This window comes from Avibacterium endocarditidis, assembly GCF_965138825.1.
Classification (GTDB): Bacteria; Pseudomonadota; Gammaproteobacteria; order Enterobacterales; family Pasteurellaceae; genus Avibacterium; species Avibacterium endocarditidis.
In genome coordinates, this window is record NZ_CBCSDH010000007.1 from 1 (window position 1) to 12,133 (window position 12,133).

General features: G+C 41.2%; 10 protein-coding genes and 1 pseudogene. 6 read left to right on the forward strand and 5 right to left on the reverse strand.

The genetic code is table 11. The annotated features are described in order from the left end of the window. A pseudogene (locus ACNAV8_RS05215) lies at window positions 1-118 on the forward strand (IS200/IS605 family transposase); the annotation flags it as partial. Window positions 119-668: 550 nt separating this feature from the next. On the opposite strand, the gene ACNAV8_RS05220 reads toward ACNAV8_RS05215, so the two are convergent. The 3 genes from ACNAV8_RS05220 to ACNAV8_RS05230 all read right to left on the reverse strand — a co-directional run bounded on the left by ACNAV8_RS05220 (window position 669) and on the right by ACNAV8_RS05230 (window position 3,930). Further along, a complete protein-coding gene (locus tag ACNAV8_RS05220) occupies window positions 669-1,658 on the reverse strand; it encodes an amidohydrolase family protein (RefSeq protein WP_103854751.1) in 990 nt (329 codons plus the stop codon). Window positions 1,659-1,958: 300 nt separating this feature from the next. Then, a complete protein-coding gene (locus ACNAV8_RS05225; RefSeq protein WP_103854750.1) occupies window positions 1,959-3,704 on the reverse strand; it encodes a DUF3413 domain-containing protein in 1,746 nt (581 codons plus the stop codon). 4 nt (window positions 3,705-3,708) lie between these two features. Continuing rightward, the gene (locus ACNAV8_RS05230) at window positions 3,709-3,930 is read right to left on the reverse strand and encodes a YejL family protein (RefSeq protein ID WP_103853599.1); all 222 of its coding nucleotides are present in this window, start codon (window positions 3,928-3,930) and stop codon (window positions 3,709-3,711) included. A gap of 118 nt (window positions 3,931-4,048) precedes the next feature. Here ACNAV8_RS05230 and yejK point away from each other — a divergent pair, with 118 nt between their 5' ends. The 4 genes from yejK (at window position 4,049) to cpxA (ending at window position 7,689) form a co-directional block, all read left to right on the forward strand. Continuing rightward, a complete protein-coding gene (yejK, locus tag ACNAV8_RS05235) occupies window positions 4,049-5,059 on the forward strand; it encodes a nucleoid-associated protein YejK (RefSeq protein ID WP_103853600.1) in 1,011 nt (336 codons plus the stop codon). 70 nt (window positions 5,060-5,129) lie between these two features. Beyond that, window positions 5,130-5,543, forward strand: a complete 414-nt coding sequence (gene bamE, locus ACNAV8_RS05240) for an outer membrane protein assembly factor BamE (protein ID WP_103853601.1) — start codon at window positions 5,130-5,132, stop codon at window positions 5,541-5,543. Between the two features lie 47 nt (window positions 5,544-5,590). Beyond that, window positions 5,591-6,292, forward strand: a complete 702-nt coding sequence (gene cpxR / locus ACNAV8_RS05245; RefSeq protein WP_103854749.1) for an envelope stress response regulator transcription factor CpxR — start codon at window positions 5,591-5,593, stop codon at window positions 6,290-6,292. A 5-nt stretch (window positions 6,293-6,297) separates the two neighbouring features. Continuing rightward, a complete protein-coding gene (gene cpxA / locus ACNAV8_RS05250) occupies window positions 6,298-7,689 on the forward strand; it encodes an envelope stress sensor histidine kinase CpxA (protein ID WP_415777379.1) in 1,392 nt (463 codons plus the stop codon). Window positions 7,690-7,890: 201 nt separating this feature from the next. On the opposite strand, the gene ACNAV8_RS05255 is transcribed toward cpxA, so the two are convergent. Both ACNAV8_RS05255 and ACNAV8_RS05260 read right to left on the reverse strand, forming a co-directional pair. Beyond that, window positions 7,891-8,520 carry a response regulator gene (locus ACNAV8_RS05255; protein ID WP_103853604.1) on the reverse strand — a complete coding sequence of 210 codons (630 nt, stop codon included), beginning with the start codon at window positions 8,518-8,520 and terminating at the stop codon, window positions 7,891-7,893. A gap of 11 nt (window positions 8,521-8,531) precedes the next feature. Further along, window positions 8,532-11,024, reverse strand: coding sequence for a class I adenylate cyclase (locus tag ACNAV8_RS05260; protein ID WP_103854748.1), 2,493 nt, complete (start codon window positions 11,022-11,024; stop codon window positions 8,532-8,534). Window positions 11,025-11,203: 179 nt separating this feature from the next. On the opposite strand from ACNAV8_RS05260, the gene hemC reads away from it, so the two are divergent. Then, window positions 11,204-12,133: a hydroxymethylbilane synthase gene (hemC, locus tag ACNAV8_RS05265; RefSeq protein ID WP_103854747.1), complete on the forward strand. Its 930-nt coding sequence runs from the start codon at window positions 11,204-11,206 to the stop codon at window positions 12,131-12,133.

Below are 12,133 nucleotides of genomic sequence, written 5' to 3' on the forward strand. Positions count from 1 at the left end.
AAGTACAGTGGGTCTAAATACGAAGGTAGTAGAAGAATATATCAGGAATCAAGAGAAGGAAGATATGATTTCAGATAGTTTATCGAAGAAAGAATATGTAGACCCCTTTAAGGGGTAATACATAGAGTTATTGTGCGGTTGTCAGTTTTTCACATGCCCTTTGAGGGGCATGTGAAGTCCTAGGCCCTTATAGGGTAGCCTAAAAACCGCACGTTTTACGTGCGGATTGTTATTTGCGGTAGTTAAACGTCCAAGCCCAGCACTTTTCGTCCGTTGATATTGGTGATGTTTACCATTGCGTCTAAATCAGGGAAACGGCTGCTTGTGGCGAATGTAGGTTAGCTAGAAAAATGGTTAAAAATCCCACCGCACTTTTGTTTATTATGGCTTTCAAATTCAGGGAGTTTGAGAAGGTGAAAAATCCTCCGTGTGTGGAGGATTTTTATTTGCGGTNGTTAAACGTCCAAGCCCAGCAGTTTTCGTCCGTTGATGCTGGCGATGTTTACCATTGCGTCTAAATCTGGGAAACGGCTGCTTGTAGCGAATGTAGGTTAGCTAGAAAAATTATCAAAAATCCCACCGCACTTTTGTTTATTATGGCTTTCAAATTCAGGGAGTTTGACAAGGTGAAAAATCCTCTGTGTGTGGAGGATTTTTATTTGCGGTAGTTAAACGTCCAAGCCCAGTACTTTTCGTCCGTTGATGCTGGCGATGTTTACCATTGCGTCTAAATCTGGGAAGCGGCAGCCTGCGGCGAGTAGGCTGAGTTCTTGCCACATATCCCCTTCACATAGTGGCACCATATAATCGCAGATGTTATCCGTGCCAATGGCAACGGTGATGCCTTCGGGGATCATTTCATCTACAGGGGTGAGTGCATTGTGGAACGGCATTAAATCTTCTTTACGATTACTGTCAATCCACGCCATTGGGCAGGCGATCATCATCATTTGCGCTTGGCGCATTTTTTCGTACAGTTTGTAGCGATATTCACGAGAATGTGCGCCGATGGAAATGCCGTGAATAGCCACTACGCGTCCTTCCATTCCGTGTTCAATGGTTTTATCGCACAGTTGTTCTGTTTCTTTTTCTTTTGGTGTGTTGAATTGATCAACGTGAACGTGGCACATAATGCCGAGGGATTTGGCTTTATCAAGCAGAATGTCCATCGCTTCCAAGCCACGTCCGTAATCCAGCTCATCACGATAAGGCAGCCCGCCGATCATATCCACCATTTCCGAGCCAATATCGAACCATTTTTTCGCAGTGGGTTCGATTACGCCTTTTAGGGTTTGATTGGCGAATTTAAGGGTGATGTCGTGTTTATACACGTCGCGGGCTTTGTGGGCGGCGATGATGGCGCGATCTTCACAAATGGGATCAATATCCACAAAAGTGCCAAAGGCGGTTACCCCTTGCGAGATCATCAATTCAATGGCTTGGCAAAAGCGTGCGTAATAGTCATCTACGGTGGAAGTGCGTTTGACTTCGTCCACTAAATCCCATTTTTGTTGTAAATTGCTGGTGTGATAGATGCCGATTTTCTCCGGCGTCATGGTGAACGCACGGTCAGCGTGAGCGTGTGAGTTTACCCAACCGCCTTTCTTGATAATTTCATCTCTGATATAGGTTTTAAAGCTACGAACGTGATTACGCATAATTTTCTCCGTAATAATGAAAGCGAGGCGGACAATAGGCTAGATATGAAAAAATCCCAATAAAGTGGGATCTTGTTATTAAGAGAAAATAGCTTTGCGCTCAAGCGGTGAGCGTCTTGATTGGTGTGTTGTGTAATGTTATGAAAAATTCGCAGATTTTTACTTAATAACATTCTATCTTGTCCAGATTGATTTGAATAATAAAACAGGCGAAATGCCTTTGCTGGGGCGATAGTATAAGCGGTTCAATAGTAAAAATATAATTGGTTTTAACTATTGGTTGCCTGATTTTTATTCGTTTTATTTTTCGAAAAAAGCACTATCTTGGTTAAACACTTCTAAGAACAAGCCAAGCGGTGGCGTGCGTGAAGAGGCTTTTTCATAAGTACGGTCATATTTTTGATAATTTCCGCGCCGATCAAGGTGATATTGCGTGCCGTTGGCGGTGATGATCACATTCCAGCGATAATTGCCTGCTTGCACCCAAGTGCGGCGTAAGGCAGGGTTAAATAAATCCACGCCTTGCGCATAATCAGAAGCGGGATTTTGCACGCCAAATAAATGTTTCATTAAGGCAGGCAAAATGTCTGTGTGGCTGGTGAGTTTTTCCACTTGACCTTGCGCTAGCCCTTGCCACGCAATAATCAGCGGAACCTGAATTTGTTCTGGCGCAAAATAGTTGCTTTGTTGTTTTTCACTTAATGGCTTGAAGTGATAGCCCTCTTCGGCGGTGATCAAAATTAACGTGTTTTGGCGATCCACTTGACTTAATACGCTATCTAGCAAACCGTCCAATTCATTCAGTTGAAGCGCATAGCCTGTTTCATTTAAGTCTTTTGGAATGGCTAAACTTAAATAGCTGAAATAAGGTTTTTCGCTATGGCGTTTCGCATACCAATTTTGCCATCGCTGCACGCTGGCTTGATTGCTGCGCACTTTGTGATCTAATTTTTGTTGATTAAACACATTCTGGCTTAATAAGCTGGCGTGAAATCCATCGCTGGCAAATAATCCCAGCTGATAAGCGGATTTCTCTTGTTTGAGTGCGTTAATGAGTACTGATGGCGTTTTGTTGCTTAATAGGCTATCCGTGTAGTTCGCCGTTAATCCGTAGAACAAGCCAGTTAAGGCGGTATTGTTGTTATTGCCTGTGCTGTAATGATTGAGATACTGCGTGGCTTGCTCGGCAAAGGCGCTGAGTTTTGGCATTTTGTCTGCACTGACAGCATCATAACGCAGCCCAGATACCGTAATCATCAGAATATTGCTCGGCTTAACTGGAGTAAAATGCAATGGCGATTTTGGATAATCAATCTTTAAGGCTTCAGGTCGCCCTTCTTGTTCTAGAGTTTGGCTATATTGATCCTTATCTAAGAAACCGTGCTTTTCCAAGAAAGAGCGCGCCGTCATTGGGTAAGACAGCGGAAAATTGGATTTTTGCATTGTGATCGGGCGATAGATAAAGGCATCTGCCCAAGCATAAATTAAATGAGTGGCAATAAAGGTGCAAACAAAGAAAATGCCCACGCCCTTGAGCCATTTTTGCCGTTCAAGGCTGCGCAATTTTTCCCACGACCAACGAGAAAACAGCATTTGAATGAGCAGAATAATCGGCATTGGCACGAAGAACAGTTGCCAGTTGCGCGAAAGTTCACCATTATCAGGATTCACCAATAAATTCCACACAAGGGAAGAAAGGTGAAAATTAAAGCGCGCGAAAACTTCGCTATCGACTAATAATAAGGTTGCACCAATGGTGGTGAGAATCACACTCAGCCCACGGAAAGTGCGGTTGTTTTTTACGATAAAACTGAGCGGAAAAATAATCAGTAAATATAGGGCAAAAACAATAAAACTAAAATGCCCGAGTAGGCTGATGAAAAAATAGAGCTTGCCAAACAGCGTGTCTGGCCAATCGATCAAAAAGGCGTAACGTGCGCCAATGACAATCGCCCAAAGGATATTAAAAAAAGCAAACCAATGTCCCCAAGCGATTTTTCGCGAGGTGTTTTCACGATATTGTTTGCTTGTTTTAATTCCAAACATTTGATTATTGTTTCTCTTTCAAAGAATTCATTAACGCATCGGAAAAGGCCTGAGCAAGGGCGATACGTTGCTGTTGGCCCATATTATTTTTGAGAACATTGGTAACCATATTGCCTAGCACCACTAAAGATAAATCCACCGGCGTTTGATGTTTTTCAAACACTGCGATCAGTTCATTTAATAAGGTATCGACTTGTTTATCTTGAAATTTTGATTGTTTCGCCATAATGAATATTGTTGTTAAATTTGAAGGCTGAGAATAATTTTGCGTATGCTAGCATATTTTCGCCTAAAGTGCGGTTATAATATCGCACAAATTTGTTTTTATAAATATGGATTAAAAAATGAGTATTACGGTTAAGCAAATTGTGTTACACCAATTGGTCAAACACCAGCAAGAAGAGGCCATTCAACTTGATGTACAGCTGCGCAATGAGCTGTTGCCCATTAGCCCTGAAGTCGAACAAATGATGTTGCACCTACACCAAGGTTATCAAAATAAAGCCAAAGCCTATGGTGTGTTTGAAGAAGCGTCAGAGTTTGCGCAAAATCTTAACCGTTTTCTCGAAAATGAATTAGATTTCCTGCCGTTTAGCCACCAATCAGCGCAAAAACTCGCCCAAGAGTTAGGTAAATATAGCTTCGCTGATAGCGGAACGTTCGTGCTGTGCCAATATAATTTTTTAGCCACCGATTATTTATTTATCGCCTTGCTTGATAGCCGAGCCAGTATGTTGGTGGACGAAAATTTAGAAATTCATCGTACGCAATATTTGGACCTCACCCAATTTGACATTGCCGCACGCATTAACCTGACCGATTTGCAAGTGGACGCCAATTCCAACCGCTATCTTACCTTTATTAAAGGAAAAGTGGGGCGTAAAATTGCCGACTTTTTTATGGATTTTCTACAAGCCGAAGAGGGCTTAAATCCGCAAGTACAAAACCAATGTTTATTGCAAGCGGTGAGCGATTATTGCGAACAAGGCGAATTAAACAATGAGCAATCGCAAGCGGTGAAAAAGCAAGTGTTTGAATATTGCAAAGGACAAATGAGCGCGGGGGAAGAAATTGAATTGCGGGAACTTTCCGATAGCTTGCCCACTCTAAACGAGCAGTCTTTTGCAGATTTTACCCAAACGCAAGATTATGGCTTGGAAGAACATATTCCGCCGGTGCGTTCAGCGTTGAAAGGCTTAACCAAGTTTTCGGGCTCTGGCAAAGGGGTAACCATCAGTTTTGATGCGGAGCTAATTAATCAACGTGTGATTTGGGACGAAATGGGCGATACGCTCACGATTAAAGGTTTACCACCAAATTTGCGTGATCAATTACAACGTTGGCTAAAAGGCTAGAATTAATTTGGCAATAGGGCGAAGTTTCGGTATTATCCCCTTCATTATTAAAGAATAAAAGGTAACCAATATGCAGTTAAAAACTCTTATTACAGCAGCAATGTTAGCGCTAAGTGTAACGGCTTGTTCAACCGTAAGCAAAGTGGTGTATCGTATTGATGTGCCGCAGGGTAACTATCTTGAAGCAGCCACGGTGGATCAAGTAAAAGTGGGAATGAATAAGCAGCAAGTGCAATATTTATTGGGGACACCTGTTTTAATTGACCCATTTAGCAATGACACTTGGTATTATGTTTTCCTTATCCAAAAGGCTTACCAAACGCCAGAACAACACACCTTTATCGTAAACTTTGATAAGCAAGGGGTGGTTACTCATCTTGATTTAGATAAGCCATTGCCAACAGCCGGTGAAAAAGAAATCAACAATGTGGTGATTGAGGCTTCAGAAAGTCAAAACAAACGTTGGTGGCAGTTCTGGAAATAAAAAATTCGGCAAAATTACACCGCACTTAATTATAAGGACCAATCATAATGGCTAAATTATTATTAGTGGACGATGATATTGAACTTGTGGAACTTCTGGCTGAATTACTTCAGTTAGAGGGCTTTGAGGTAGATACCGCAAACAATGGTAAAGAAGCCTTAGACAAATTGGATAACAGCTATCACCTCGTGTTATTGGATATAATGATGCCTGTATTAAATGGCATTGAAACCCTAAAACAAATTAGGCAACATTTCACCACACCGGTAATGATGCTCACGGCACGGGGCGATGAAATTGATCGCGTTATCGGCTTAGAATTGGGTGCGGACGATTATTTACCGAAGCCTTTCAATGATCGTGAATTGGTGGCAAGAATTAAAGCCATTTTACGCCGTACCGAACTAGCAAATTCAGTGAATGAAAACAAATCGGAAGAAAACCAGCAAATTGAATTTTGTGGCTTAACTCTCTATCCGGGGCGCCAGCAAGTGCTTTATGAAGATAAAAATCTCGAACTCACAGGCACTGAATTCGCCTTATTACAAATCCTTATTGCCAACCCGGGGCAAATTCTTTCTCGTGAGCACTTGAGTATGGAAATCCTTGGTAAACCGCTCACGCCTTTTGATCGTGCCATTGATATGCATATGTCAAATTTAAGGAAAAAACTTCCACCACGAAATGATGATTCCCCTTGGTTCAAAACATTACGAGGCAAAGGTTATCTGCTCGTTGCGTCTAAATAAACTCAATCAAAATGAAATTAACTTTTCTTAATACGCTCTCAATGCGAATTTTTGCCTTATTCTGGCTCGCCTTTGTTCTTCTCCTCGCATTAATTTTTTTACTACCTTATTTTGACGCACGTATTTACACCGAGCTAGGCAACGAAGAGGTTTCGGGGTATTACGGTGAAATATCCACCGCCATTCGTAATAAACAACTGGCACATATTATCTCGGGTGTGCCAGTTATCCCAGTTGATAAATTTGATGGCATTCACCCCGTTCTTGCCGATCAAAACGGCAATATTCTCGGCGCAAGAAAGGAAGAAATTGCCCCTATTCAGCAATTTATGTACCACACCAGCACCACATTAAAGCCGCTGAAAAAAAACTTTTATGATATTCAAATTGCAGGGCCTTTTACCGTACATCTCAATTTAGAAAATGATATGCCTTACACGCTCTATTTTGTCAGCCGTGTTAATCCACAAAAAGAAATTCTTTCCTACATTTTTGACCGCCCTTATATTCTCATATTATTTATTATGTTGATTTCCACTCCCTTACTGTGGTGGCTTTCACGCAGTATCGGACGACCATTACGGCATTTACAACAAGCCGCAAATGCCGTGGCGTTAGGAAATTTTAAAGTGGACAAATCCCTTGAAACCCAAGGGACTATTGAATTACGCCAAGTAGGACAAAGTTTCAACCGAATGACGATTGCCTTAGAAGATCTGCTTTCTAATCAGCAAACTTTGCTTTCCTCTATTTCACACGAGTTAAGAACACCGCTTACTCGCTTGCAATTGGCACTGGCATTATTACGCCGGCGTGTGAACAGCAGTTCAGAAATTGCACGCATCGAAAAAGAAGCGGTACGTCTTGATGAAATGATCAATGATCTGCTTTTGCTTTCGCGCCAGCAATTAAACAGCCACATTCTGCGAGAAATTTTCCCCATTACCGAAATTTGGCACGATATTATTAAAGATAGCCGCTTTGAGGCAGAACAGAAAAAATTATCCTTCAAAGTAAAACAGCTTATCCATAAACCAAGCCAATATTATCTCAATGGAAACAAAGGGCTAATTTGCAGTGCCATTGAAAATATTTTACGCAACGCGCTGAAATATACGCACTCTAAAATTGAAGTAACGATCTTCGTTGAAGATAATTCAATGGTCATTGCGATTGATGACAATGGGGCAGGCATTCCAACCAGTGAATATGAAAATATTTTCAAGCCTTTCTACCGTATTGACGAAGCAAGAACCCGCGAAACCGGCGGCACAGGGCTAGGGCTTGCGATTGTCGCCAATGTTATCCGTGAACATCAAGGAAAAGTTTGGGCAGCCTCAAGCCATCTTGGCGGGTTGCGTGTTGTGATCAAACTGCCGCTGTGGATTTCTGAGTAAAAATATTTTGAGCTTGTTGGATCATCTATTTTAGAAATAAAAACACCAAAATTTCCAACCGCACTTCTATTTTGCACGATTTTCCATTTATTGTAATAAAGTTAGTGCGGTGCTTTTTTGTTAAGTTTTTGTAGAGCGAGAAAGAAGTAGAGAGATAAGAAAAAAGAGCGGATTTTTCACCGCTCTTTTGTTTTGAAATGGTTAAGCACCTTTGTGTTGAAAATAAAGCACTGTGGCGGCAACACGAGAATGAACGTTTAGTTTACGCAGCAAATTGCGGATATGCACTTTTACCGTTTCTTCTGAAATGAAAAGCTGCGCTGCAATTTGTTTATTGGATAAACCTGTGGCGATAAGGCGTAATACGTCCATTTCGCGATCCGTTAAGGTGTAAATTGGATCTTGTTCTGGGCGCTGTTCTAATAGCAGATCTTTAATGGAATCACTTAAAATCACTTCGCCTTGTGCAATGCGTTTGATTTGCCCAAGTAGTAGATCTGGCTCGGTATCTTTTAATAGATAACCATCTGCGCCTGCGTCCACTAGGGTGAACACATCATTTTTCGCATCAGAAACGGTGAGAATAATAATGCGAGCGTCCACATTTTCTGCGCGCAATGCTTTAAGGGTGTCTAATCCTGATAACCCTTTCATATTCAAGTCAAGAATGATTAAATCTGGCGAAGTGCGTAACGCAAGATTAATGCCTTCCGTGCCGCTCCCTGCATCTCCAACGACTTCAAATGCTTCATCAAGTTCTAATAATTGTTTTATGCCACGACGCATCAATGGATGATCGTCAATGAGCAATATTTTCATTTTATCAAGCATAGTTTCCCCTATTATGATGACACCAAACGGCTATAAAACGGCACAATTTTGATCCCATTATCACTTGGTAATAATTGATAAAATTGTGGGTAGTTAAAATTTCGTTGCACAATTTTATACGGATTATTATCTCCCTCCAAGCCTGCCGACTGGTAAATATGATTTATCTCATAAATTTTCTGTTCTTTTTCGCCTTCACAGTTGCGATAAATCTCAATGCGGTTGGCTTCATCTAAAATATAGACGTTGAATGTGTGATCCAAGTTATTTTCAAAGAAAAATTGTAAAAAGCCTTCGCTAGCAAAGGCGTCAATTTCATAAGGATATTTTTTGCGTGCTTGTGGCTTTTCTTTATGTTCGATGAGCTCTTGCACTTCGACATTAAAATCATTATTATCAATCAATGGCGGATTGTGGATTTCTTGTAGGCTAATTCCACGCTCTTCAAAGAAAAATTGCCAGTTTTTCCCTGCCACACGCAATAAGTTATTTTGTGGTGCATCACTCACACCCACTTGAATGCTGATACATTTTTGAATTAAGGCGGTAACAATGTTGCGCAAGGTTTTTTGATAATATTTGCTGTAACAAAACACATTGACGCTTTGTGGCGAAGTTGCACCACGATAAATTTTGTTAGAAAGCACTTTTAATGCGAGCAAAATGGCATTTGGCCCTTCAAAGTGCAGGGTACGAATTTCATTCCATAAATTGCGGTAGGTAAGATCGATGCTGCCGACTAAACTTTCTTCATCAGGGCCAAAGCTAAATAAATCACTGGCGACAATGCTGGCTTTGGCTTCGGATAAGTGTGCAGTGGGATCTTTGGTAAGGTTGATCGACACCACTAAATTTTTGATTTCGCAGTTGTGGTTTAATTCTTCGTTACTTGCCACAGGCACGATGGCGGGCAAGGACAAGCGAAGATCCGCGACAAAGTGGCGTAATTTATGCAGATCAACATTGGGGCTGAAAATATGTAATTCGGTTTTTGGCGTAAGCAGGCGGTTAAAATATGCCCAAGCCACAAGTTTATTGAGGTTTTCGCTATATTCCACATAGCGCTGTTGTTGAAATCCGCGAATATCAGGCGTTTGATTAACCAAATACCAACCATCTTTGAAATTACGGTTATTTTTCACTTCAATAAAAGTGATGTTTTTTTCCGATAAATCAGAAGAAATCATCGCATTGAGCAAGGTGATTTTGCCCGGTAATTCTTCAAAAGCGGTGTAAAGTTTACGGGTTAAAATGCTAATATCTTGCGGCATTATGCTGGAATTTACCTTATATTTGCGGGCAAATTGCACCAAATGGCGATAGCTAAACATTAGGAATTTGATTAAATTATTATGACTTTCTCGCACCCGTTTGATTTTCCAGCACGCCCGTTGATTCAGCTCTTGCACTAATTCTTTCGGCCAGCCCCAAGTTCTGGCTAAATTCTGCAATTGAGAAAGTCGCCACGTATTTTTTTCTACATTGCTGTTATATTCATTGGCTTTAATGTAAAAACAACGGCGCACGAACTCTAAACGCTGCAAATCTTTTAAGCCAATCAAATAGTTAGTTACGCGATCAAGCATTGTGAGATAAGGATCAAAGTGATGTTTTTTGTCCCCATTAAGCAAGCGAGCTTTAAATTCTTGCGCGATAAGGTAAGTGTCGGGATAATCCGCCGAATAGGTTTCCAACAACAAAATTTTTAACACGGATTTATAAGGCGAATCGATCCCTTTGTAGAGTTGCCACAAACTGGCACCAAAATATTCATTAGCTGAAAATGCCCCTAAGCCGCCAAAATCCACCCAATCATCAGGATCGATCACCTTTTCTTCGATTAAACGAGCCACTTCATTTTCGTAATCTTTTTCGTTTTCTACTGCTAAATGTAGCCACAATAGGGGTTTACCCGCAAGGCGAATGGCGGAACGATAAAATTCATCAAGCAGCAACATATACTGTGCTGAACCGCAATTTTCCGCGGTTAAAGGATCGGCATAACGAAAGCAGCGGAAGCGATTTTGATCCATTGGGTAAAGATTAATTTCGATCCCTAAGGTTAAAGCCCATTGCTGCAAGGCGTCCATTTTTTTGTGCAATAAGTTGCGATCAGCTGCGCTGATATTTTCTAAATGACACACCCAAATATCCAAATCAGAAATGGACGTTTGGCTGATTGAGGCAATGCTTCCCATCACATACACACCTAAAATAGGCGCATAAGTGCGGTGCGAAAATAGCGAGTTTTTTATATCCTGTTCCGTGAAATCAAATTGTCTAATTAGGAAATTTTGTTGATAGTCTGACAATTTAAAATCAGCAATCCCTGCTGGCGCATTTTCAATATAACCTGGTAATTTTTCGTGATTGAGATGCAATAACAAGCTAATTGTTTGAAATACTTGCTTAAATTTCTGAGATGTCCCTGAAATTGCGCGTTCAAAACGCACTTTATCAAGATATTCCACTTGCTTTTTAGCACTATTAATATCGTAATTCAATTTATATCCTAGGAAAGAGGGATTGATAAATGAACAATTTCCTCGCATTTTTTGAAAAGAAATTGAAGTATTACTCTATCACTTGCCTCACAGGAAAGCAAAAAAATTAAATGGAAACTGACATTTTTCAGCAACAGTGATAGGATAAGGCAATTATTTCTAATCTTCTTTTTTGCACGATGACGACAAAAAAACTACTCAAAATCGCCACGCGCCGTAGCCCTTTGGCATTATGGCAAGCTAACTATATTAAAGATCGTTTAACTCAATTATATCCACAACTTACGGTGGAGCTTGTGCCAATGGTTACCAAAGGCGATGTGATTTTAGACACGCCTTTAGCCAAAATTGGCGGCAAAGGCTTATTCGTCAAAGAGTTAGAGAACGCCTTATTAAATGGCGAAGCGGATATTGCGGTGCATTCAATGAAAGATGTGCCAATGCAATTTCCTGCAGGATTAGGCTTGAACGTGATTTGTAAACGTGAAGATCCGCGCGATGCATTTGTGTCAAATTCTTACCGCACTTTAGATGAGCTACCTGAAGGCGCGGTGGTAGGAACATCAAGTTTACGCCGTCAATGTCAGCTGAAAGCCTTACGTCCAGATTTGAATATTCAATCCTTGCGCGGCAATGTGGGAACACGCTTGAGCAAATTAGATAACGGCGATTACGATGCCATTATTCTGGCTTCCGCAGGCTTAATTCGTTTGGGAATGGCCGATCGCATCGCTTCTTTCATTGATACGGAAACCTCTTTGCCAGCAGCAGGACAAGGTGCGGTGGGCATTGAATGTCGCACCGATGATCTAGAAACCCAACAATTATTAGCGCCATTGGCAGATGCCGAAACCACCGCCTGTGTGCTAGCAGAACGAGCAATGAATAACCACTTACAAGGTGGTTGCCAAGTACCCATCGCAGGCTATGCGGTAATTCGCGACAACCAGCTTTATCTCAAAGCCTTGGTAGGCAAAACAGACGGCAGCTTAATCATTCGTGCAGAAAATCAAAGTGCGGTGGAAAATTCGCAAGAATTAGGCGTGCAAGTGGCAGAAAGCCTGTTAAAACAAGGCGCTGATGAAATTTTGCAAGCCCTTGGCATTTAA